This is a genomic window from Williamsia sp. Y853, from assembly GCF_056786495.1.
On record NZ_JBXCJC010000006.1, the window covers coordinates 1 to 24,136 of the forward strand.

The following is a 24,136-nucleotide window of genomic DNA, read 5'->3' on the forward strand; positions in this document are numbered from 1 at the left end:
ATCGATCCCGCAATGCCACCCCGCGGTTGATCTGCTGTTCGGCGGCATGCTGGGTCAGTCCCTGTGCTGCAGACAATCTCGCCGCACACTGTGCGAGCGGATCGAGCGCCCGCATCTCCGCTTCGGTCCCAGCGGTCGGCTCCACTAACTGTCGGTGCAGCATCGCGACAGCGGCGTACCGCTCCCATTCCATCCGTGACTGCTGGGCCATCGCCAGCTCGGTGTTACGCAGCAACTCATTGGTGCGCAGCAGATAGGCGGGGCCGATTTCATCGTCCCCACCTGCATCTTCGATCTCCCCCTCGAACATACATTCGAGTCTAGATCAGGTGTCCGACAATTCTCTCGCAGTTCACTACATACACGTTTGGGCGGAGCCTTCGGCGGGTAACCGCAGCCCATGACACGACGGCTCGGCGTTGCCATCGGCACCGTTGTGGTCGCATGTGCCACATCGATAATGCCTCTCGGTGCGAGCCCGGCGTCCGCGGCACCGACCGTTGCGTGCGGACAACCGTTGTCGGACAACGATATCCGTCGGATCACAGAGCTCTCCGACACCTCGGATCAGCGCGCGGCGACTCCCCTGGCCCAGTTGGACAGCGCGATTGCCGACCTCGAGTCGATCACCGAGATCTTGGTCGAACGCGGCGACCGTCGTGGACTGTTCGCGGTGGGCCTCGACAGCGTGGAGCGTGATGCCGTCGCGCCGCTACAGCACACCGAGAACGCCTTCGAACATCCGCAGTGGGCACCGGTGATCAGTCTGGCATTGCTCAACCGCTTCCTCGACGCCCTGCACGCGGAGTTCACCGGCACAGCAGTGCCGCCGCAGTGGGAACGCTACTTCGACCTCGCTCGTGACTGTGTTGCTTCCCCGGCCCGGACCGCGATGGTCGGCTACAACGCTCACCTGACGGTGGATCTCGCCTATGCGGTTGCCGACGCGAGATCGACACCGGCACAGGCCCGCGACTACTTCACGATCGTCGACACCATCGCGATCCACGGCGATTCGATCGTCAACGAAACCATTGCGGCCTACGGGCCGGCCGCAGACCTCGGTCCCCTCTTCCGCTTCTATTTCGTCGGCGAGGGGCTCGACCGTCTTGTCGGGGCAGGCGTGGCAACCGGAGCGATGCTGCGCGCTGCCGACGTCGGCTACAACGTGTTGACGTTCACCAACGGGCTGAGTCTGCAGAATCCGGCAACAGCCCTCGAAGCTCGCAACAACATCACAGCGCTGTGGTACACCGCCGACGAAGCCTTCACCGCGCTGACAGAGTTGGATCTGCTCTGAGATCAGCAGTTTCACAGCCCGCCATCGCGGGTACCTGTGGACATGCCCAGCACACACGACGACGAAGCGTTCGCAACCTCGACACCCGAACCTGACGATCCGCGCAAACCCGAGTCGCCGACAGACCTGACGAAGCCGTCAATCTTCTATGTCTTGCGCAAGGTGATTCGCGAGTTCTCAAAGGACCAATGCACGGACCTCGCCGCTGCACTCACCTACTACGCCGTGCTCTCACTGTTCCCCGCACTCCTCGCCCTCGTCTCACTGCTGGGCATTTTCGGACAGGGCGAGAAGACAGTCGACTCCGTCTTGCAGATGGTCGATGACCTCGGGCCTTCATCGGCAGTGGACACGTTGCGAGGTCCGGTCGAGCAATTGGTCGATGCACCGTCTGCCGGGTTCGCTCTGGTCATCGGTCTGGTCGGTGCACTGTGGTCGGCATCGGGGTACGTCGGCGCCTTCGGCCGGGCGATGAACCGGATGTACGAGGTCGAAGAAGGCCGACCGATCTGGAAGCTGCGACCGTTGATGTTGCTGGTGACGCTTGGCGCGTTGCTGATGGCCGCAGCCGTCGGGCTGATGCTCGCAGTCAGCGGTCCCGTCGCCTCGTCGATCGGCGACACCATCGGACTCGGGGACACCGCACTGACGATCTGGAACATCGCCCGCTGGCCCGTTGTCCTGCTGTTCGTGGTGCTGACCGTGGCGATCCTCTATTACGCCACCCCGAATGTGAAACAGCCGAAGTTCCGGTGGATCAGCGTGGGCGCCGTCATCGCCATCCTCACCTGGATCGTCGCGTCGGTGCTCTTCGCCCTCTATGTTTCGAACTTCGGCAGCTACAACAAGACCTACGGCGCACTCGCCGGCGTGATCGTCTTCCTACTGTGGCTGTGGATCACCAATCTGGCGCTGCTGTTCGGGGCCGAATTCGATGCGGAACTCGAGCGCGGCAGACAACTACAGGCAGGCCTGGCGGCCGAAGAGTCAATACAGCTTCCGCCTCGCGACACCACAGCGTCCGACAAGAACGCCGAAACCGACGCGAAGTTCGTCGAGCGCGGCAGGCACTTGCGGGCCACCCACGGTGACGACGAAAGCACGAACCGCTGAGACCGAATCTGTCCTGTAAACAAGCCCTTCGAGGCCGGAGGTAGACCAGATGCACGCTTGGCGAGTGAGAACTCCAGGACCTGTGGAAGATACGCCGATCGAGTGGGTGGACGAACCTCGACCGACCCCGAACGCCGGTGAACTCCTACTCGCGGTCGAGGCGTGTGGGGTCTGCCGAACCGATCTCCATGTCACCGAAGGCGATCTCCCCGTGCACCGCCGCGGCATTGTTCCCGGTCACGAGATCGTCGGTCGCGTGGTGGAGATCGCTCCCTGCACCACAACCGACTTTCGGGTCGGCGAGCTGGTCGGCGTCCCCTGGCTCCGGTACACCTGCGGAATCTGCAACTACTGCCGTCGGGGCTCTGAGAATCTTTGTCTGAGTTCGCTATACACCGGATGGGACCGCGACGGTGGTTATGCCGACTACGTGGTTGCACCTGCCGACTACGCCCTTGCCCTCCCGACGGGCTACAGCCCCACACAACTGGCGCCACTGCTGTGTGCCGGGATCATCGGCTTCCGGGCACTGAAACGAGCCGCACTGCCACCGGGAGGACGTCTGGGGCTGTACGGCTTCGGCGGCAGTGCCCACCTGGTGGCGCAGGTCGCGCTGCATCTGGGCGCGACCCTGCATGTGATGACACGCGGTCAGGAGGCACGAGACCTCGCTCTCGACCTCGGTGCCGCCTCCGTCCAGGGCGCCTATGACCCACCACCGGAACCCCTCGACGCCGCCATCGTGTTCGCCCCTGTCGGCGACATCGTGCCCACCGCACTCGAAGCGCTCGACCGCGGGGGAACATTGTCACTGGCCGGCATCCACATGAGCGACACACCTGCTCTCAACTATCAGCGACATCTCTTCCACGAGAAGAACATTCATAGCGTCGAAGCCAACACGCGGGCCGACGCACGCGAATTTCTCAATTTCGCCGACGAATACGAACTGCAGATCGAAACGACCGAATATCCACTGGCCGAGGCGCATACCGCGCTACGCGACCTCAAGGCCGGACGGTTCGCCGGCGCAGCCGTCCTGCGACCTTCACTTCAGCAACACTGATACCGGCCACCTTTGCACGAGACGGCACCGCATGTCACCGGGCCGTGGGCACGATCAGCACCGGGGTCTGCACGGTATGGAGCACCGCTTGGCTGGTGGAACCGACAAGCATCGTCGGCAGCCCGCCCCCACCACGGCTTCCCATCACGATCAACTGCGCCTGATCGGCTTCGCGCACCAGGTGACGTACCGGGCGGTCCCGGACCGTTTCTCGACGAATACGTACATCCGGGAACTGCTCCTGCCATCCGGCCAGGCTCTCGGCGAGCACCACGTCGTCGCCCGGGTCGGCGGGCAGCTTCGGATCAGCGAATCCACCCGAGTTGGCGTGAGCGGGATCAAAATCGATCAGGGCATGAACCGCAACCAATTCGACGCCACGGATCGAGGCCTCGGTCAGTGCGTGGGCCAACGCCGGTTCGCTGTGCTCGGTGCCGTCGAGCCCGACCACCACCGGCAACACGGACTGTCGCGCTGTGTGGTCGCCCGACTTCACCACGGCGATCGGGCACCGGGCATGCGTGACGATGTGCGTGCTGACCGATCCGATGAGCCCGCCGGTGAACTCACCGAGTCCTCGTGAGCCGACCACGAGCATCACCTGCTGCTCACCCAACTTCAGCATCACGTCTGCTGCTTCACCCACCTCGATCGCGGTGTTGACCTCGAGATCTCCGGTACCGGCAGCCTGCCGCGCCGCCTCGGCTGCCACTTCCAGGGTCTCTTCGGTCTTGCGCCGAAGACTTCTGGAACGGTCCGACCTCAGATTGATCGCATCGGCCAGGCTGGGCAATCGATCCCGCATCACCGTGACGATGGTCAGAGACGCTCCCCTGAGTGCAGCGTCAAGGGCGGCCCAGCGCACCGCCTCGAGAGAATGTTCCGATCCGTCAACACCAACGATGATTCGCTGAACCTGCGACATGGCAGCACCTTTCAGGCGAGCAAATGTGTGACTCGCACGTGTGTATCGTGTCTCGTCTTTCCAGTGTCTGTGGTCGAGGCCCTGATGCCAAGTGTCATTGGGCCTTCGCAGCGAGAATTCTTCGGGCCGATGCAGCGCGGAACATCGAAATCACCAGGGACTACGGTCGGATACAACGCGCGGACCGGGCTCGGGTACCGGCTGATTTTGTCGAAAGGTCAGGGGGTGTGATGTCGGATACGGTCATTCGCATCGGACCCGTGCTCGTGGTTGCGATAGCCCTGTTGGCCGTCACCGCCGTACTCGTGGCCTATGCGGGACGAACCCGACTGCCATGGGCCATTGCCCGGGCGTCACTTCGCGCAACGGTTCAACTGGGTGTGCTGGCACTCGTTCTGGGGCTGCTGATGCGCAATCTGTGGGCGTCGGCCGGATTCGTTCTCTTGATGGCGATCATCGCGGCGTGGACCGCCGCAGGCCGGGTCACCGGTCACCGGCCCACCCTTCGCGAGATCTGGCGGACTCTGCTTCCGGTGGCGGCGATGACGATCGTTGTGGTCGGCACACTGGTGCTCGTTGGCGTACTGCCTGCGTCGGGGTTGGCCGTGATTCCGAGCGCGGGCATCATGATCGGTGGCGCGATGAACACCACATCGTTGACCGGGCGCCGCGCGGCAGACGAGTTGAAGGCTCGTCACGGCGAAGTCGAAGCGGCACTGTCCCTGGGGTTCTCCACATATGACGCCCGGATGGAGATCTGCCGCACGGCAGCGGCGACCGCGCTCGTGCCTGCCATCGACCAGACCCGAACTGTTGGGCTGGTGACGATTCCGGGGGCGTTTGTCGGCATGGTGCTCGGCGGGGCGTCCCCGGCCGATGCCGCGGTCATGCAACTGTTCGTACTGATTTCGTTACTCGCGGTGTGCTCAACGGCCCTGGTTCTGACCACCGAACTCGTCGCTCTCGGCAAGCTCTTCGATATCAATTCGCGACTCCACTAGGCATTTTCACCGGGCATTCCACGAGTCCCCCTGTGCACTTGGCGAGTTCGATCGGGTTGATGCCGGACGCGCTCGCGACCGATTCAAAATCATGCCCAGCAGATTGCGAAACGGGCCGGGCGTGCAACGCTAGCTCGATGACGGATCGAGAAGTGTTGACATGGGACCTGTTCGGCCATGCGAGCCGCGAACTCGCCCAAACGATCGCCGACTCCGGTTACGTACCCGAAGTTGTCCTCGGGATCGCACGCGGCGGCCTGCTTCCGGCCGGGGCACTGGCCTACACCCTCGATTGCAAAGCGCTGTTCACGATGAACGTCGAGTTCTACACGGGCGTGGGCACCACGTTGGACAGTCCGGTGATCCTGCCGCCGATCCTCGATGCCACCGAACTCGACGGACTGAGCGTTCTCGTGGTCGACGACGTCGCCGACAGCGGAAGAACCCTTGAACTGGTCCACAGCTTCTGTCGCGACCACGCGTCCGAAGTCCGCACAGCGGTCCTGTACGAGAAGCCGGCATCGGTCATCCGCGCCGACTACACCTGGCGCTACACCGACAAGTGGATCAATTTTCCGTGGTCGACGATGCCACCCATCACGCCGAGGTAGCTCAGACCAACGCCGCCACCGCGTCGACGTCGAGTTCATCGATACCCCCGATGACCATCGCAGCCGGCTCGAGAGCATCGTCTGCGGGCGGGTATTCCGGGCGCGGGGCAGCGATCAGCACCAGCCCGGCCGCGGTTGCCGAGCGCATACCGTTCGACGAGTCCTCGATGGCGGCGCAGGCAGTGGGCTCGGCGCCGAGTGCGGCCACCGCATGCAGATAGACATCCGGGGCAGGTTTGCCCCGATCGAGTTCTTCCGTGGAGACCGTGACCGCAAAGAGATCGGTCCATCCCGCGGTCTGCAGGACCGCATCGATCAACCTGCGCGGCGACGAACTCGCCAGCCCCAGCCGCCACCGGCCAGCACATCGGCGGACCGCCTCATCGGCGCCCGGCAGCACCGGCAGGTGCTCTTCGTATCGCGCAACCATGTGGTCGATGACAATCTGCGCCACCTCGGCCGGAGGCTTGCCCACCCCGAGGTCAGCGCTGAGGTAGGCAGCCCATTCCGGGGTGCTCATCCCCATCAACGCCGTCTGCGCTTCCGGAAGCCAAGTACCGCCGTATTCGGCGACCACCTCCCGCCGGACCTGTTCCCAGATCGGCTCGGAGTCGATCAGCACGCCGTCCATGTCAAACACCACTGCTTCGATCACCGGTCCATCATCTCCCACAAAGTCCAGTCGGCTCGAATCCGGCGATTCACGGTTACGAAAACGGAGGCGGCCCAAGGATTTCGATCCCGCCGTTCTCCTGCGCGGATACGCGGATACGGTCGAAATCGACGACCCCTCCTGCATGCCCGTCGTCGAGCGATTCGCTGGCCCCCAGATAGAACCCTTGGCAACAACCGGGGGTGTGGAAAAACAGCAGCCGCGCAACGTCGGAGGCAACCAGGAAAGCATGCGGGACCTCGCGCGGGGCGAACATGAATCCACCTGTGCTGAGCGAGTATTCGGCCCCGTCAAGATATACGCGGATCTCACCTTCGAGCACATACATCATCTCGTCGGCGGGATGTGTGTGCAGCGGGGTCGCCTTCCCCAGATCCATCAGATCTTCGAACAGGAGGAATTGCCCATTCGTCTCCTCGGCAGTCGCCTTCCAGGTATGGACACCACCGCCGTAGAACCACCGCTTGTCGCCATCGACTGCCGCCCGGACGATCGGAACGGATGAACTCGCTGTAGTCATCGCGGCACCTCATCTGCCTTCATGGAACACATGTCCCATGTAGGGACTACGGTACCATGAAGGCGTGTCGATCTCCTACGAATCCACCGGGCGCACAGCCCAGAAACAGCGCACCCGGGATGCCCTCGTCGGCGCAGCGAAAGCGCTCGTCGCCGCGGGCGAGACCCCGACCATCGACGAGGTCGCGGCCACCGCCGACATCTCCCGTACCACTGCGTATCGCTACTTCCCCAATCAACGCGCCCTACTGGCCGCGGCCCACCCCGAGACGGCCGCCGAGTCCCTACTCGGATCCGATCCACCCGCGGACGCCGCCGGACGCCTCGCCGAGGTCATCGAGACATTCACCCAGTTGATTGTCGACACCGAGGCCCAGCAGCGGACCATGCTGCGACTATCCCTCGAAGCGACGCAGGCCGAGCGTGACGCGTTGCCCCTGCGTCAGGGTCGCGCCATCGGCTGGATACAGGAGGCCCTCACACCGCTGCACGGAGAGATCAACGATGAACAGTTGCGGCGATTAGTACTGGCAATCCGGAGCGCAGTCGGGATCGAAGCGCTGGTGTGGCTCACCGACATCGCCGGCCTCTCCCGCCGCGACGCCGTCGCTCTTCAACGATGGTCGGCCCAAGCGATGCTGCAGGCCACTGCCACTGGGACACCACCCATTTGAACCACACCGCGGACCAAAAGAGATCTTGTCCGTCGGCACTGCTCAGCTGAGTGTGATGACGCCGGGCCCGGGTGGGTCGGCGTACAGGTCGACGATCGTCTGGGCATATTTGTTCGCAATCGGCTTGCGCCGCAACTTCATCGTCGGAGTGAGCTCGTCGCCACCGGGATCCCATGCCGTCGGCACGACCACAAACCGCTTGACCTGTTCAACCCGCGACAGCTTCGCGTTTCCGGCCTTGACCGCCGCGGTGACCTCATCGACGATCGCCGGATGGGCGGCCAGATCCGCGATCTGGGCATTCGGAATCCCCAGCGATTTCGCCCGCAAAGCGGCCACGTCGGGATCGAGCACCACCAGCGCGGTGATGTAGGGCTTGTCATCACCGACCGCAACCACCTGACTCACCAGTGAGGAGAAGGCCTTCACCGCATTCTCGATGGAGCTGGGCGACATGTTTTTTCCCGACTCGTTGATGATCAGTTCTTTCTTGCGATCAACGATGGTCAGATTTCCCTCGGTATCGATCGTGCCCACATCGCCGGTCGCCAACCAACCATCGGCATCGATCGTGGCTGCAGTTTTTTCCGGATTGTTGCGATAGCCCCGCATCACGATCGGAGCCCGCACGAGGACCTCACCGTCATCGGCGATCTTGAGTTCCACTCCCCCGACCGGCTTGCCCACCGACCCCACCTTGAGGTTGTCGACCGAGGTCTTCGTGGCAGCGCCGGTGGTCTCGCTCAGCCCCCAGACCTCGGTAACCGGAATGCCCAGTCCGACAAAGAATTCGATCACTTCAACCGGTATCGAGGCGGCTCCCGACATGGCAACCTTGAGTTCGTCCAGCCCCAGCGCAGCCCGCACCTTGGACAACACCAACCTGTCGGCAAGCTGATATTGCACGTCGAGCGCCTTGCCCCGCGGCTTGCCTGCAAGATCCGCTTTGGCTGCCCGGGCCGCAACATCCAGCGCCCAGGCCGCCAGCTTCGACTTGACCGGACTCGTCTCCTCGGCGATCTTGCCCTCGATCCCGGCCTTGATCTTCTGCCACACCCGCGGCACACCGAAGAAGACGGTCGGACGCACGTCCGGCAAAGCAGAGGCAAACTCCCGAGGGTCCACGACCGACGTTATCTGTACGCCGCGCAACAGGTTTGACCCATGCGTCGACACCCTGTCCGCAATATGCGCCGCGGGCAGATACGAGATGATCCGATCATCGAAGCCCGCATCGACGTCGTCGGTCACCGACGCGGCGGCCGCGATCACGTTGCGGTGGGTGATCTCGACACCCTTGGGCGGACCGGTGGTACCCGAGGTGTAGATCAACGTGACCAGATCATCGGGTTCGGTTGCGCGCCAAGAAGCCTGGAAGTCGAACGTCTCATCGGGCTGCGCTTCCACCTCACCCAATTCGAGTGCCCCCTCGGCAGGGCCGTCGACGGTGATGATGTGCTCCAGTTCCACACCGGACTGTTTGACAACCGGCAGAAACGCCCGTTCGGTGATCACGATCCGGGTGGCGGCATCGGTGAACAGGTACGCGAGTTGTTCTGGAGCACTGGTGTTGTACACCGAGAACGGAACTGCCCCCAGGTGCGTGATCGCGGTGTCGACCAGGTGGAACTCCGGCCGGTTGGCCAGCATCAGTCCGACGGTGTCACCGCGTTTGACTCCCAGCCGCGCCAGACCCAGCGCGATCGCTTCGACCCGCTCGGCATATTCGCGCCAGGTGATCTCCTGGATGCCTCCCGGGGTCCGCAGTGCCACCCGGTCGGGATGCATTTTGGCCGTTTCCTGAAAGGCTTCGACTGTGGTGCGGACAGCGACCCCCGACTCGTGATGGAAGACGGTGTCTGTGGTGTTCTCGTCCATCTGAACTCCTTGACGGTCCGGTCGACCGGACAACTGACCCAGCACCGCATCCCCCGCGATGCCGTATCGAACACCCCTGTACCGAAAACCTAGCCCTGCCGACTTGTCGATGCTGCAGGTTTCGGGTTACCCACGATTCGACAAGACAGAGTTACCCGTGGGTAACATAGCTTCCGTGGGTTCTGGATCTCGCCTCACACTGGCATGAGGCGACACCGCGATCCGCGTACCGCAAATTTCGTACCGTAGACCTGAAGGAGCACGTCATGTCCACTCCAGACGCCACGTCCGGACCGACACCTCTGACCATCGCAGCCGACCCGGCAGCGAGCCCCGCCGCGGACGGTTCGGTCACGTACCGGGTCGAGCAGACGGCCTTCGGTCCTGTCGCTCACGTGCAACTCAACCGTCCCGACAAACACAACGGCCTCACCCTCACACTGCTCGCGGGGCTGACCAAGGCCGCCAAGATGGCCGCACAGGACAGAACACTGCGCGCGGTCGTCATCAGCGGCGCGGGCAAGTCGTTCAGTGCGGGCCTCGACTTCGCCAGCCTCGCCGGCAAGGAAAAGAGCATCTACCGCACGTTTGTTCCCAATATTCTGTTGGGGTCCAACGGTTTTCAGAATCCTGCATGGCAGTGGCGACGGGTCCCGGTGCCGGTGATCGCGGTGGTGCACGGTCATTGCTACGGCGGCGGATTGCAAATCGCTCTGGGTGCTGATTTCCGCTTCGCTTCCCCGGACGCCGACTTCTCGGTCCTCGAGGCCAAGTGGGGCCTGATCCCCGACATGTCGGCTTCGGCATCGTTGTCACAGCTCACCGGCATCGACATCGCCAAACGCCTGACCATGACCGGTGAGATGCTCTCGGCGGCCGAGGCCAAGGAGATCGGGCTCGTCACCGGGGTGGCCGACGATCCGCACGCCGCCGCCATGGACCTGATCGAGAAGATCGCCGCGCGATCACCTGACTCGGTGTCGTCGACGAAGCGCCTGTTCGAGAAGACCTGGTCCCGCTCACCGCGCTTCTCGTTCCCTGTCGAGCAGGTCTTGCAGCTCCGCCTGCTGCGCGGTGTGAACCACGCGATCGCCCGCAAGGCCGGGATGAAGCGCCAGACCCCGGTGTTCAAGGACCGTCAGGTCTGAACCCGGGCCCGACTCACGGCTCGAAGATGATGCCGCGCTCGAGTCCGTTTTCGGTGGTCTCATACCGGAAGGTGTCGCCGACCTCCACCACGTAGCGGTCGCGGCCTTCGGGGATACCCGGGACCGAGAACTCGAGCCGGCATGTATCGGCCGACAACTGTGGTGCCGTCAGCGATGACTGCTCGAGAATGGTCAGGTCGGTATCGAGGATCCGGACCCGCGCGCCCGCTCTGATGTCTTCGAACTCGCCTGTGCCACCGCAGACATCGCCCGCCGATGCCTCGTACTGACCGGCGGTCAGCACCACCGCACCTTCGGCAGTGAAATCTCGTGGCAGCGAACCGATCACGACCGCGCCGATCCCGACAACTGCGAAGATCACACCCGCGACCGTGCTGATGACGATGACCGGTCGGCGGGTGCGCCGCTGCCAGTTGCGCGGCTCCAGATCATTCCCCGGGGCCGGCCAATACTGGGGCACCGATTGCACAGGCTGCATGGACCCGAGTCTGCCTGATCGGTGTTTGCGGTGTCGATCAGTTGCGGGGCGGGAAGTACTTGATGAGCGCTTCCTGGACCACAGTGGTCGCCAGCACACCCTCCCGGGTGAAGAAGCGGCCCGTACCGAGCCCCCGGGATCCGGCAGCGACCGGGGACTCACTGGCGTACAGCAGCCAGTCGTCGAAGCGGAACTCACGATGGAACCACATCGAATGGTTCACGGTCGCGGCGAACAATCGATCGATACCCCACGACAATCCGTGGGTGGTGATGATCGAGTCCAGCACCGTGGTGTCGGAGGCGTAACACAGCGCCGCGATATGGAGTAGCGGATCGTCGGGCATGCGACCGTCGGTCTTCATCCACACCCGGTTGTGCACGAGGCGCTCGCCGGTTTCGCGGGCCTTCCAGCTCGGGTCGTTGGCGAAGCGGATGTCGATGGGATGCATCGCATTCACAAAGGTCGCGACCCGGTCTTCGTAACCCTTGAAATGTTCGCCGAGCGGCGGCAGATCCTCCGGGTACTCGACCTCGGGGATCTGCACCGAATGTTCGAGTCCGGCCTTGTTGTCCTGGAAGGCGACAAGCATCGAGAAGATCTCTTCACCCTCTTGCATCGCGGTCACCAGCCGGTTGGCAAACGGCTTGCCGTCGCGCAGGCGGGTCACGTGATATTCCAGCGGTTTGGTCACATCACCACCGCGGATGAAATGCGCATGGATCGCGTGGACCGGCGTCGGCCGCGGCACACTTCTGCCTGCGGCAACCACACCCTGACTCAGGAGCTGACCGCCGAAGGTCCGGGCACCCACCTGTGTCGGGTGCACCCCGATGTACAGATCCGGCTCGGGCTCCTCGAGATCGAACAGCGAGAGCAGCTTGGACAGATCCGACGACGTACCCGGGGCATCACTCACAGGCTCAGACTGTAGAGGATGCCCCGCACCGCCGGCCGGGTCAGTGGTCGTCTTCGCCGATCCGGTGGACGTGGATCAGGTTGGTGTTGCCGACGGTGCCGGGAGGGGCACCGGCCACGATGACAACCTGGTCGCCGACCTTGAGCCGACCGATCTCCAGCAGGGCCTTGTCCACCTGGCGGATCATCGCGTCGGTCGAGTCACATGCGGGGACGATGAAAGTCTCTGTGCCCCAACTCATCGAGAGCTGGCTGCGCACCTCGGGCAGCGGCGTGAACGCCATCACCGGAAGTTTCGTGTGCAGGCGGGCCAGACGGCGGACGGTGTCCCCGGACTGCGTGAAGGCGACCAGAGCCTTGGCGTCCAGACGCTCACCGATGTCGCGGGCGGCGTACGAGATGATTCCCCGCTTGGTCCGCGGCACGTGCGACAGCGGCGGAACCGTGCGTGGGCTGTTCTCGACGGCCGACACGATGCGGGCCATCGTCAGGACCGTCTCTATGACGTGCTTGCCCACCGAGGTCTCCCCCGAGAGCATCACGGCGTCGGCGCCATCGAGCACGGCGTTGGCCACATCGGAGGCCTCGGCGCGCGTCGGGCGTGAGTTCTCGATCATCGATTCGAGCATCTGGGTGGCAACGATCACCGGCTTGGCGTTTTCGCGTGCCATCTGGATGGCCCGCTTCTGCACCAGGGGGACCTCTTCGAGAGGCAGTTCGACACCGAGGTCGCCGCGGGCCACCATCACCGCGTCGAAGGCCAGGATGACCGCTTCGAGGTTGTCGATGGCCTCGGGCTTCTCGAGTTTCGCGATGACCGGGACCCGTCGTCCGACCCGATCCATGATCGCGTGCACCAGTTCGATGTCGGCAGGCGACCGCACGAACGAGAGTGCGACGAGATCGACGCCGAGCGCCAGCGCGAACTCGAGGTCGGCCTCATCCTTGTCGGACATCGCAGGCACCGAGACGTTCATCCCCGGCAGGGACACACCCTTGTTGTTGCTGACCGGCCCACCTTCGGTGACCGTGCAGATGACGTCGTTGCCCTCGACGCCAACCACGGTCAGGCCGACTTTGCCGTCGTCGACCAGCAATCGGTCACCGGGCGTGGCATCTGCGGCGAGTTGCTTGTAAGTGGTCGAAACCCGCTCCGCGGTTCCGGCACAATCCTCGACGGTGATGCGCACCTCTTTGCCAGCCGGCCAGAGCACCGGGCCGTCGGCGAACGTACCGAGTCGGATCTTGGGGCCCTGGAGGTCGGCGAGAATGCCCACCGCGCGCCCGGTGGCGTCGGAGGCCTTCCGTACCCGGTTGTACATCTCCCGGTGGTCTTCATGTTTGCCATGACTGAAGTTCAGTCGCGCGACATCCATGCCGCTTTCCACCAACTCCTGAACACGTTCATCAGTGGCAGTTGCAGGTCCGAGGGTACATACGATTTTGGTACGACGATTCACTCCTACGAGCCTAGTCCGCAGCGTCGGACCGTTCTACGTGAGCCACCAGAACGTCACGAGTTGTTTTCTGCACCACACCTGTGTTTGGGATAAACGCGTCAGATTCCAGACAGATCACCTTCGATGTCAACGGCACGCCCCACTCACCGGGACAACGCTGTCGGTCAGCGGACAGACAGCGGCAGTGCTGCCGGATGTACCGGCGACGGCAGATCCGATTCACCCATCAAGAACTCGTCGACCCCGCGTGCGGCCGCGCGACCTTCGGCGATCGCCCACACCACCAGCGAGGCACCCCGATGTGCATCGCCACACACGAACACCCCCGGCGCATCTGTCTGCCAGTCACTGCCGCAGCCGAGCGCGCCGCGGCGGTTGAGTGCAAGCTCCAGATCCGACAACAGCTGCATGTCCTCGACACCCTCGAAGCCGATCGCAAAGAGGGCCAGTTCGCAGGGCAATTCGAACTCGTCACCAACCGGGACGATCGTGCGGCGTCCGTCCTCGTCGCGCTCGACGGTGACCTCGGCCAGGACCATCGCGGCCACGTTGCCGCGCTCATCGCCGATGAACCGCTGCACCGCCACCTGAAACCGGCGTTCTCCGCCTTCGACATGCGCCGATGAACTACGCAGGATCAGCGGCCACGTCGGCCACGGTGACCGGTCGTCGTCGCGCTCTTCGGGTAGCTCCGGGTTGTAGTCGAGCTGGGTCACCGAGGCCGCACCCTGCCGATGGGCCGTGCCGAGGCAGTCCGCGCCGGTGTCTCCACCGCCGATGATCACCACGTGCTTGCCGTGCGCCGAGATCGGCGTCGGTCCGTCGCCCTCGCACTCCTTGTTGGCGGGCACCAGATGCTCCATCGCCAGGTGCACACCACCGAGGCCACGGCCGGGCACCGCGGTGTTGTCGCGGGCCTTCAGCGCGCCCACAGCCAGCACGACGGCGTCGTAGCGCTCACGTAGCTCGGGAACGGTCAGATCGACGCCCACGTTGCAGCTGACGACGAACTCGGTGCCCTCATCCCGCATCTGCGACAGGCGGCGCTCGACATCGGCCTTCTGCAGCTTGTATTCGGGGATTCCGTACCGCAGCAGACCGCCGAGTCGGTCATCCCGTTCGTAGACGGTCACCGCATGGCCCGCCCGGGTGAGCTGTTGTGCCGCAGCCAACCCGGCCGGGCCCGACCCGACCACCGCCACCGACTTCCCCGACGTGGTCTTCGACGTCAGCGGCCGGACGAATCCCTCGCGCCACGCCTCGTCGGCGATGGTCTTCTCGATGCGTTTGATGGTGACGCTGCCACCGGTGGTGGCCTGCGAGATCGAAAGCACACAGGCGGATTCACACGGCGCCGGACAGATCTTCCCGGTGAACTCCGGGAAGTTGTTGGTGGCGTGCAGCCGGTCACTGGCCACATCCCACCGGCCCCGACGGACCAGATCGTTCCACTCCGGGATGAGGTTGCCCAACGGGCAACCGGCAGTTCCGGAGTGGCAGAACGGGATCCCGCAGTCCATGCACCGACGGGCCTGTTCGGAGACGTGGGCGATCTCGATGAGCGGATCTGCATCGGCATATACATCGCGCCAATCGTTGACGCGCTCGTATACCGGCCGGGTCGCGGCCTCGGCCTTGTCGACCTCCAGAAATCCGTGCGGGTCAGCCACGAGCTGCCTCCATGATCGCCGAATCCACGTCTCGGCCTTCGGCTTCCGCCATCCGGGCCGCGTCGAGGACACGTTGGTAGTCGGTGGGCATCACCTTGGTGAACTTTCGGCTGCGCCGGGGCCAGTCGGCGAGCATCGAGGCCCCGACAGACGAACCGGTCAGTTCGACGTGCTTGGTGATGCGTTCGTGCAAGAAGAGCAGGTCGTCGGGATCCGGACTCTGCAGATCGACCATCGCGGTGTTCACCTTGGACGAATCCAATTGGTAGACATAGGCGATGCCGCCCGACATGCCCGCCGCGAGATTGCGTCCGGTCGGCCCGATGATCACCACCCGGCCACCGGTCATGTACTCGCAGGCATGGTCCCCAACCCCTTCGACCACCGCGACGGCACCAGAGTTGCGCACCGAGAACCGTTCGCCGACGCGTCCGCGCAGGAACACCTCGCCGCTGGTGGCGCCGTAGAGGATGGTGTTGCCCGCGATCACCTGATCTTCGGCGATGAAGAGTGCGTCCGGATCGGGCCGCACGACGATCTTGCCGCCGCACAAGCCTTTTCCGACGTAGTCGTTGGCGTCACCGGTCAGGACCAGGGTCACGCCCGGCGGCAGGAACGCACCGAGTGACTGACCGGCCGACCCGAACAGGGCCACCGTGATGGTGTCCTCCGCCAGGCCGGACGCGCCGTATCGACGGGTCACCTCCGAGCCGAGCAACGTGCCGACGGTTCGGTTGACGTTGCGGACCGGAAGCTCCAGGGTCACCCGGTGAGCGTCCTCGAGTGCGCCCTCGGCCAGCTGGATCAGCGTCTGATCGAGCGCCTTGTCGAGCGCGTGTTCCTGGCCCCGCATCCGACGTTTGGGTGATGTCGTCTCCGGCACCGCGAAGATCGCCGAGAGGTCGAGCCCCTTCGACTTCCAGTGCGCCACACCCGGTGCCGTGTGCAGCGCCTCGGCATGTCCGATCGCCTCGTCGAGGGTGCGGAAACCGAGCATCGCCAGATGCTCCCGGACATCCTCTGCGATGAACTTGAAGAAGTTGATGATGTGTTCGGCCTGGCCGGTGAACCGCGCCCGCAGCTTTGGATTCTGGGTCGCCACCCCCACCGGACAGGTGTCGAGGTGACAAACCCGCATCATGATGCAGCCGGCGACAATCAGTGGCGCCGTGGAGAATCCGTATTCCTCGGCGCCGAGCAGTGCAGCCACCATCACGTCGCGACCGGTCCGCAACGCGCCGTCACACTGCACGGTGATGCGGTCGCGCAGCCCGTTGAGCATGAGGGTCTGCTGTGCGTCGGCCAGGCCGATCTCCCAGGGGGTTCCGGCATGTTTGAGCGATGTCAGCGGTGAGGCTCCGGTACCCCCGTCGTGGCCCGAGATCAGCACCACGTCGGCGTGCGCCTTGGAGACACCGGTGGCCACCGTGCCGACACCCATGGCACTGACCAACTTGACGTGGATCCGCGCCTGGGAGTTGGCGTTCTTCAGGTCGTGGATCAGCTGGGCCAGATCCTCGATCGAATAGATGTCGTGATGTGGCGGCGGCGAGATCAACGCGACACCCGGCGTGGAATGCCGGGTCTTGGCGATCCAGGGATAGACTTTGTACGCCGGAAGTTGGCCGCCCTCACCGGGTTTCGCACCCTGGGCCATCTTGATCTGGATGTCGGTCGCGTTGATCAGGTAGTCACTGGTGACGCCGAACCGGCCGGAGGCGACCTGCTTGACCGCGCTGCGGCGCATCGGGTCGTAGAGCCGATCGGTGTCCTCTCCACCCTCACCCGAGTTGGAACGTCCACCGATGGTGTTCATGGCGATCGCGATCGTCTCGTGCGCCTCGGCCGAGATCGAGCCGTAACTCATCGCCCCGGTGTTGAACCGCTTCATGATCTCTTCGATCGGCTCCACCTCGTCGAGGGGGACGGGCTCACGATCGGAGTCGAACTCGAACAGGCCACGCAGAGTGCCGCCCTCACGGGAAAGCCTGTTCACCTCATCGGTGTACTTCCGGTAGACCTCGGTCCTGCCGGACTTGGCCGCATGTTGCAGCAGGAACACTGTTTCCGGGCTGAAGAGATGGAGTTCACCTTCGCGCCGGTACTGATATTCGCCGCCGACCTCAAGGGGGCGATAGGCCTGCTCCGTCGCGTTCGGTGGGTAGGCCCGGTGATGACGGATCCGGACTTCTTCGGCGATCTCGTCGAGACCGATGCCACCGATCCTGGTCTTCGTACGGGTGAAGTATTCCTGAACCAGATCCCCCGCCAGGCCCACGGCCTCGAAACACTGTGCGGCGGTGTAGGACCCGACGGTGGAGATACCCATCTTGCTCATCACCTTGAGCACCCCCTTGCCCAGGCCCTGCAGATAGTTGCGTACCGCCTGGGACGGGGTGACACCCGTCAATTCGCCCTCTGCGACAAGGTCTTCGATCGTCTCGAACACCAGATACGGATTGACCGCTGCGGCACCGAAACCGATGAGCAGGGCGATGTGGTGGACCTCCCTGGCATCGCCGGTCTCGACGACCAGCGCCACCCGGGTCCGCTCCTTGGTGCGGACCAGATGGTGATGAACCGCTGAGGTCGCCAGCAGCGACGGAATCGGCGCATTCTCACGCGTGGTCTCGCGATCACTGATCACCAGCGTGGAGTGTCCGGCCGCAATGGCCTCGCTGGCCCGCGCCCGCAGATCCGCCAGGGCACGTTCGAGTCCGGGGCCACCCTCGGCCACCGGATAGTGGGCGCGCAGCACCTTTGCCGATAGGCCACGGTGGTTGCCCTCGTCGTTGATGTGCACGATCTTGGCGAGCTCGTTGTTGTCCAGCACCGGCCACGGCAACAGGATCTGCCGACAGGAAGCAGCCGACGGATCGAGCACGTTCTGCTCCGGTCCCATCACGCGCGCCATCGAGGTGACGATCTCTTCGCGAATGGCATCGAGCGGCGGATTGGTCACCTGCGCAAACAGTTCCACGAAATAGTCGTAGAGCAGACGGGACCGCTGCGAGAGCACCGCGATCGGGGTATCGGTGCCCATCGACCCGAGTGCCTCGTACCCTGAGGCCGCCATCGGTGTGATCAGCACCCGGAGCTCTTCTTCGGTGTACCCGAATGTCACCTGCCTGCGCACCACCGATTCGTGACTCGGGACAAACCGTGGACGTTCGGGCAGCCGTGCCAGTTCCAGCAGGCCGGCATGCAGCCATTCCTCGTACGGCTGCTCACCGATCAACTGTCCCTTGACCTCTGAGTCGGGAACCAGTCGACCTTCCGCCGTGTCGATCAGGAACATCTTGCCGGGCTCCAGCCGCCCCTTGGCGATGATCTCGTCGTTCGGGATGTCGAGCACGCCGGCCTCCGAGGCCAGCACCACCTTGCCGCCCGCGGTCTGCCACCACCGCCCGGGCCGCAGTCCGTTGCGGTCGAGCACGGCGCCCACCATGGTGCCGTCGGTGAAGGTGACGCACGCCGGGCCGTCCCAGGCCTCCATCAGCGAGGCATTGAACTGCAGGAACGCACGGCGCCGGGGATCCATGTCGGTGACGTTCTCCCAGGCCTCCGGGACCATCATCATCACGCAGTGCGGAACGCTGCGGCCACCGAGATGCAGGATCTCGAGGACCTCGTCGAGCGAGGCCGAGTCCGAGGCGTCAGGGCTACAGATCGGGAACACGCGGGTGATGTCGCCGGGGATCAGTTCGGTGGCCAGCATCGCTTCCCGGGCCCGCATCCGGTTCCGGTTGCCGCGCACGGTGTTGATCTCACCGTTGTGGGCGACGAATCGGAAGGGATGAGCCAGCGGCCAGGAGGGGAACGTGTTGGTCGAGAACCTGGAGTGCACGATCGCGATGGCGCTGCAGACCCGTTCGTCACGCAGATCGGTGTAGAAGGCAGGCAGCTGCTTGGTGGTGAGCATGCCCTTGTAGACGATGGTCCGGCTCGACAGCGACGCGAAGTAGAGCCCGCTGCCGTCGGCCTCGATCTCCGGCGTGACCCGTTCGGCACGCTTGCGCAGCGGGTAGACGAGGCGATCGAGATCCAGGCCCGCAGGCGCGGTGTCATCGGCACGCAGCGGCGCGCAGACGAACAGCTGGCTCATGTACGGCATGCAGGCGCGGGCGGTACCGCCGATGTCGGCGGCATCGACCTCGACCGGCATCTCGCGCCAGCCCAGGACGGTGATGTTCTCTTCGGCGGCGATCTCCTCCACCCGGGCGATCGCACGGGCCCGCGCCTCCGGCTGCATCGGCAGAAAGCAGTTGCCGACCGCGAAGGTGTTGCCTGCGATCGGATCGGCGGGTGGCAGGACGAAGTCGACCACTTTGCGCAGGAATGCATGGGGTACCTGGATCAGGATCCCGGCACCGTCACCACTGTTGGTCTCGGCCCCTGCAGCTCCACGGTGGTCCAGGTTCTCCAAGGCCAGCAGGCCGTCTGCGACGATCTCGTGAGTTCGACGCCCATGTATATCGGCGACCATCGCGACACCGCACGAGTCGACTTCTGAGTCAGGGTCGTACAGACCCTGGGCCTTGGGGAGCTGAGAGAACAGCAAATCCAACCTCCACGCCTAGCCCCCGGACATCCGAGGGAACCAGCAAACAATCCTCAGGACGTCACTGGCCCGTGGTATGAACACGCACCTGAGAATTGACGTTGGTGCGACTGCTAATGCTAGCAGTTAAGCCGAAAGGCGGCTGATTCACATCGGGGTCAAACCTGGCGTTCGCCGGTCTCGCTTTCGGTGTCCGGCTTGGATTTACGTACCTTGTCAGCAGAGTCCACCCGGTCCCCCGCCTCAGAGTCCGTCAGGTCGTCTTCGACGTAGCCCTCGACGGGATCCTCGCTCGGCCCGGACTCCGAATCCGGTGCTGCGCCGGGGTGATAGATCTCCGACGGGGTCTCGCGACCCTTCGGAGCGAGAACCACGTAGATCGCCGCACAGGCGAACACCACCGCAGCGGTGAACAGATTGACCCGCACACCCCAGATCAGCGAGGCCGTATCGGTGCGCATCGTCTCGATGACAAACCGGCCGACGCAATATCCGGCGACGTACAGCGCGAACAGTCGACCATGCCCGATCCGGAAACGCCGGTCGATGACGACCAGCGCGATCACGATCAGGATGTTCCAGAGCATCTCGTACAGGAACGTCGGTTGCACGATCGCGTAGACGACGCCGTTGGATTTGCCGTCGATCAGGCCCGGGCTGACATAGCCGGAGGAGTCGACGCGTTCGTAGATCTTCAGGCCCCACGGCAGGTCGGTCTTGTCGCCGTAGAGTTCCTGGTTGAAGTAGTTGCCGAGGCGGCCGATGGCCTGGGCCAGCAGAATCGGCGCAGCGATCGCATCACCGAAGGGCGGCAACTTGATGCCGGCCCGGCGGGCACCGATCCAGGCGCCGAGCGCGCCGAAGGCGACCGCACCCCAGATGCCCAGGCCGCCGTCCCAGATCTTGAGCGCATCGATCGGGTCTTTGGGTCCGTCGCCGAAGTAGGTCTTCCAGTCGGTCGCCACGTGGTAGATCCGGCCACCGATGAGACCGAAGGGCACCGCCCAGATCGCCACGTCGAGGACTTCACCGTCGCGGCCACCGCGGGCGACCCAGCGCTTGTTGCCCCAGAAGATCGCCACGATGATGCCGACGATGATGCAGAGCGCGTACGCCCGGACCGGGAAGGGTCCCAGATCCCAGACCCCTTGGGAGGGACTGGGGATGTAAGCCAGCGGCTCCGTGTTCACGAACGAACCCCGGAGCGCATACGCACGCCCTCGGCCAGTTCGGAGGTGAGGCCACGTAGCGCGGCATCACCTTCGGCCACCGCGGAGACCAGCGCCGAGCCGACGATCACACCGTCGGCGTATTCGGCGATCTCCGCTGCCTGCGCCTTGCTGCGCACGCCGAGTCCGACACCGATCGGGATGTCGGAATGCGCACGGATCCGGGCACACAACTCCGGGGCCATCGACGACACGTTGTCGCGGGCGCCGGTGACGCCCATCGTCGAGGCGGCGTAGATGAAGCCGCTGCTCGCTTCGAGTGTCATCGCCAGCCGCTCTTCCGTCGACGACGGAGCGACCAGGAAGATCCGGTCGAGCTTGTGTTCGGTGGAGGCCGCCATCCAGTCGTCGGCCTCGTCCGGGATGAGGTTCGGCGTGATCAGACCCAGACCACCGGCACCGGCCAGATCGCGAGCGAACCGGTCGATCCCGTACTGCAGCACGGGATTCCAGTACGTCATCACCACGGCGCTGCCACCGGCGTCGGCGATGGCCTCCACAGCGGTGAACACGTCACGGACCCGGATCCCAGCGCGCAGCGCCTGTTCAGCCGCATCCTGGATCGTCGGGCCATCCATGACCGGATCGGAGTACGGGACCCCGACTTCGATGATGTCGCAACCGGCTTCGACCATCGACCGCATCGATGTCAGCGAACCGGGCAGGTCCGGGTATCCCACCGGTAGGTAGCCGATCAGCGCACTGCGCCCTTCGGCGCGGCAGCGATTGAACAGTGGTCCGAGCCGAGAGTCGGCTTCAGGCATTGTCTGTGTCCTCATCTAGAAGTCCGAACCATTTGGCCGCGGTGTCAACGTCTTTGTCGCCACGCCCGGAGAGATTGACGACGATGATCGCGCCCTCCCCAAGCTCGACGCCGAGCTCGAGCGCACCGGCAATGGCATGCGCCGACTCGATCGCCGGGATGATGCCCTCTTTGCGACTGAGCAGGGCAAGGGCATCCATGGCCGCGCTATCGGTGCACGGACGGTATTCCGCGCGGCCGATGTCCTTGAGGTATGCATGCTCGGGGCCGACGCCCGGATAGTCGAGTCCTGCTGAGATGGAATGGGATTCGATGGTCTGGCCGTCTTCGTCCTGCAGCAGGTACGAGTAGGCGCCCTGGAACGCACCCGGTGTTCCACCGGTGAACGTGGCGGCATGGCGTCCGGTTTCGACACCGTCGCCTGCGGCCTCGTAGCCGACCAGTCGCACGTCTTTGTCATCGATGAAGGGATGGAAGATGCCGATCGCGTTCGAACCGCCACCGATGCAGGCGACCACGGCGTCGGGCAGCCGGCCGGCGGAGCGCAGGATCTGCTCACGGGCCTCGAGACCGACCACACGCTGCAGATCGCGGACCATCACCGGGAACGGGTGGGGTCCGGCGGCGGTGCCGAAACAGTAATAGGTGTTGTGCGCGTTGGTGACCCAGTCGCGCATGGCCTCGTTGATCGCGTCTTTCAGTGTGGCCGAACCTGTGTCGACGGCGACCACAGACGCACCCAGCAGACGCATCCGCGCCACGTTGAGTGCTTGACGTTCGGTGTCGACGCGACCCATGTAGACGATGCATTCGAGACCGAACATCGCACATGCGGTGGCAGTCGCCACGCCGTGCTGACCGGCGCCGGTCTCGGCGATGATGCGCTGCTTGCCCATCTTCCTGGCGAGCAATGCCTGGCCGAGAACGTTGTTGATCTTGTGAGATCCGGTGTGGTTCAGGTCTTCTCGCTTGAGGAAGATCCGCGCGCCACCGGCATACTCGGAAAGGCGTTTGGCCTCGTACAGCGGCGACGGACGCCCGCTGTAGTCACGTTGCAACCGATCGAGTTCACGCAGGAACTCGTCGTCGGTACGAACCTTCTCCCAATTGACGGTGACCTCTTCGATCACGGCCATCAGGGCTTCGGGCACGTGCCGTCCGCCGTAGACACCGAAATGTCCACCGCGATCGGGTTCGACCGATGTCCTGTTGACCAGACCGGCACTGGCCTGAGGGAGTTCGGAATAGAAGGAAGCTGATGCGGCAGACGGCGAGGTCATGATGAAGACAGGGGCCTAACGGACTGGTTTGGGGCAGGACGGGTGGGTTCCGGCGGTCACCAGTTCCGAGACGGCCGCACGAGGGTCACCAGCTGTGACCAAGCCTTCTCCGACCAGGACCGCATCGGCGCCGGCGCCGGCGTATGCCAGCAGATCGGCAGTTCCGCGAACCCCGGATTCGGCGATCCGGATCACCTTGGAAGGCAATCCGGGAGCAATCCGGGCGAAGCTGTCGCGGTCGACTTCGAGGGTCTTGAGATTGCGCGCATTGATGCCGACCACGGATGCTCCGGCCTGCAGCGCTCGATCTGCTTCTTCCTCGGTGTGCACCTCGACCAGCGCGGTCATCCCCAAGGACTCCGTGCGGTCGAGCAAAGAGCTGAGCACGTTCTGCTCCAGGGCAGCGACGATCAGCAGGATGACGTCCGCGCCATGGGCACGGGCTTCGTGGATCTGATAGGGGCCCACGATGAAGTCTTTGCGCAGGACCGGGATCTGGACCGCTGCGCGAACGGCATCGAGATCGGCGAGCGATCCGCGGAACCGACGTTCCTCGGTCAGCACGCTGATGATCCGCGCCCCGCCGGCCTCGTAGGCCTGCGCCAGCGCGGCCGGGTCGATGATGACGGCCAGGTCGCCTTTCGACGGGCTGGCGCGCTTGACCTCGGCGATGACACCGATCCCGGGCTCACGCAACGCTGCGGTCGCGTCGATGGGCTCCGGTGCTGCCGCGGAGGCGGCTTTGATGGCAGCGAAGTCGATCACAGACTCGCGTGCTGCCACATCGGCCTTCACTCCGGCCAATATCGAATCAAGGACGGTTTGCTTGCTCATCATCAACCCCTTTC

19 protein-coding genes and 2 pseudogenes are annotated in these 24,136 nt (G+C 64.3%); 7 read left to right on the forward strand and 14 right to left on the reverse strand.

What is annotated here, in order from left to right; all coding sequences use genetic code 11:
• A pseudogene (locus tag AC1TPF_RS25705) lies at positions 1-310 on the reverse strand (HNH endonuclease); the annotation flags it as partial.
• A 90-nt stretch (positions 311-400) separates the two neighbouring features.
• Here AC1TPF_RS25705 and AC1TPF_RS25710 point away from each other — a divergent pair.
• Genes AC1TPF_RS25710 through AC1TPF_RS25720 form a run of 3 tightly spaced genes read left to right on the forward strand, consistent with a single transcriptional unit; the run spans position 401 to position 3,479 of the window.
• On the forward strand, positions 401-1,300 hold the full coding sequence (locus AC1TPF_RS25710; RefSeq protein ID WP_482142142.1) for a DUF5995 family protein: 900 nt from the start codon (positions 401-403) through the stop codon (positions 1,298-1,300).
• A gap of 42 nt (positions 1,301-1,342) precedes the next feature.
• Positions 1,343-2,413, forward strand: a complete 1,071-nt coding sequence (locus AC1TPF_RS25715) for a YihY/virulence factor BrkB family protein (protein ID WP_482145716.1) — start codon at positions 1,343-1,345, stop codon at positions 2,411-2,413.
• 49 nt (positions 2,414-2,462) lie between these two features.
• The gene (locus AC1TPF_RS25720) at positions 2,463-3,479 is read left to right on the forward strand and encodes a zinc-binding alcohol dehydrogenase family protein (RefSeq protein ID WP_482145717.1); all 1,017 of its coding nucleotides are present in this window, start codon (positions 2,463-2,465) and stop codon (positions 3,477-3,479) included.
• A gap of 34 nt (positions 3,480-3,513) precedes the next feature.
• Here the strand turns inward: AC1TPF_RS25720 and AC1TPF_RS25725 are convergent, their stop codons facing one another.
• A complete protein-coding gene (locus AC1TPF_RS25725) occupies positions 3,514-4,404 on the reverse strand; it encodes a universal stress protein (RefSeq protein ID WP_482142139.1) in 891 nt (296 codons plus the stop codon).
• 230 nt (positions 4,405-4,634) lie between these two features.
• Between AC1TPF_RS25725 and AC1TPF_RS25730 the strand changes: the two genes are divergently transcribed.
• Positions 4,635-5,405 (forward strand): ABC transporter permease, encoded by a 771-nt coding sequence (locus AC1TPF_RS25730; protein WP_482142138.1) that lies wholly within the window; start codon positions 4,635-4,637, stop codon positions 5,403-5,405.
• Positions 5,406-5,542: 137 nt separating this feature from the next.
• The gene (locus tag AC1TPF_RS25735) at positions 5,543-6,016 is read left to right on the forward strand and encodes a phosphoribosyltransferase (RefSeq protein ID WP_482142137.1); all 474 of its coding nucleotides are present in this window, start codon (positions 5,543-5,545) and stop codon (positions 6,014-6,016) included.
• Between the two features lies 1 nt (position 6,017).
• Here AC1TPF_RS25735 and AC1TPF_RS25740 read toward each other — a convergent pair whose 3' ends face one another.
• Together AC1TPF_RS25740 and AC1TPF_RS25745 are read right to left on the reverse strand one after the other, a co-directional pair.
• A complete protein-coding gene (locus AC1TPF_RS25740) occupies positions 6,018-6,671 on the reverse strand; it encodes an HAD family hydrolase (protein WP_482142136.1) in 654 nt (217 codons plus the stop codon).
• Positions 6,672-6,723: 52 nt separating this feature from the next.
• Positions 6,724-7,209 (reverse strand): cupin domain-containing protein, encoded by a 486-nt coding sequence (locus AC1TPF_RS25745; RefSeq protein WP_482142135.1) that lies wholly within the window; start codon positions 7,207-7,209, stop codon positions 6,724-6,726.
• A 64-nt stretch (positions 7,210-7,273) separates the two neighbouring features.
• Between AC1TPF_RS25745 and AC1TPF_RS25750 the strand changes: the two genes are divergently transcribed.
• Positions 7,274-7,882 carry a TetR/AcrR family transcriptional regulator gene (locus tag AC1TPF_RS25750; protein ID WP_482142134.1) on the forward strand — a complete coding sequence of 203 codons (609 nt, stop codon included), beginning with the start codon at positions 7,274-7,276 and terminating at the stop codon, positions 7,880-7,882.
• A gap of 42 nt (positions 7,883-7,924) precedes the next feature.
• On the opposite strand, the gene AC1TPF_RS25755 is transcribed toward AC1TPF_RS25750, so the two are convergent.
• Positions 7,925-9,760 (reverse strand): AMP-dependent synthetase/ligase, encoded by a 1,836-nt coding sequence (locus AC1TPF_RS25755; protein ID WP_482145718.1) that lies wholly within the window; start codon positions 9,758-9,760, stop codon positions 7,925-7,927.
• A 266-nt stretch (positions 9,761-10,026) separates the two neighbouring features.
• Here AC1TPF_RS25755 and AC1TPF_RS25760 point away from each other — a divergent pair, with 266 nt between their 5' ends.
• Positions 10,027-10,908, forward strand: coding sequence for a crotonase/enoyl-CoA hydratase family protein (locus tag AC1TPF_RS25760; RefSeq protein WP_482145719.1), 882 nt, complete (start codon positions 10,027-10,029; stop codon positions 10,906-10,908).
• A gap of 13 nt (positions 10,909-10,921) precedes the next feature.
• Here AC1TPF_RS25760 and AC1TPF_RS25765 read toward each other — a convergent pair whose 3' ends face one another.
• The 9 genes and pseudogenes from AC1TPF_RS25765 to trpC all read right to left on the reverse strand — a co-directional run bounded on the left by AC1TPF_RS25765 (position 10,922) and on the right by trpC (position 24,122).
• A complete protein-coding gene (locus AC1TPF_RS25765) occupies positions 10,922-11,407 on the reverse strand; it encodes a hypothetical protein (RefSeq protein WP_482145720.1) in 486 nt (161 codons plus the stop codon).
• 37 nt (positions 11,408-11,444) lie between these two features.
• Entirely contained in the window at positions 11,445-12,326 is an 882-nt protein-coding gene (locus tag AC1TPF_RS25770; RefSeq protein WP_482142130.1) for an acyl-CoA thioesterase, read from the reverse strand.
• A gap of 40 nt (positions 12,327-12,366) precedes the next feature.
• Positions 12,367-13,785, reverse strand: coding sequence for a pyruvate kinase (gene pyk / locus AC1TPF_RS25775; protein ID WP_482142129.1), 1,419 nt, complete (start codon positions 13,783-13,785; stop codon positions 12,367-12,369).
• 164 nt (positions 13,786-13,949) lie between these two features.
• Entirely contained in the window at positions 13,950-15,455 is a 1,506-nt protein-coding gene (locus tag AC1TPF_RS25780) for a glutamate synthase subunit beta (protein ID WP_482145721.1), read from the reverse strand.
• Positions 15,448-20,016 (reverse strand): glutamate synthase large subunit, encoded by a 4,569-nt coding sequence (gene gltB, locus AC1TPF_RS25785; RefSeq protein ID WP_482145722.1) that lies wholly within the window; start codon positions 20,014-20,016, stop codon positions 15,448-15,450. Before gltB ends, AC1TPF_RS25780 begins: the two co-directional genes overlap by 8 nt.
• 247 nt (positions 20,017-20,263) lie before the next feature.
• A pseudogene (gene lgt / locus AC1TPF_RS25790) lies at positions 20,264-21,206 on the reverse strand (prolipoprotein diacylglyceryl transferase); the annotation flags it as partial.
• The gene (gene trpA, locus AC1TPF_RS25795; protein WP_482142126.1) at positions 21,203-22,009 is read right to left on the reverse strand and encodes a tryptophan synthase subunit alpha; all 807 of its coding nucleotides are present in this window, start codon (positions 22,007-22,009) and stop codon (positions 21,203-21,205) included. The pseudogene lgt and the gene trpA, both read right to left, overlap by 4 nt.
• Positions 22,002-23,288, reverse strand: coding sequence for a tryptophan synthase subunit beta (gene trpB, locus AC1TPF_RS25800; protein ID WP_482142125.1), 1,287 nt, complete (start codon positions 23,286-23,288; stop codon positions 22,002-22,004). Before trpB ends, trpA begins: the two co-directional genes overlap by 8 nt.
• A gap of 15 nt (positions 23,289-23,303) precedes the next feature.
• Positions 23,304-24,122, reverse strand: a complete 819-nt coding sequence (gene trpC, locus AC1TPF_RS25805; protein WP_482142124.1) for an indole-3-glycerol phosphate synthase TrpC — start codon at positions 24,120-24,122, stop codon at positions 23,304-23,306.
• Between the last annotated feature and the right edge of the window lie 14 nt (positions 24,123-24,136).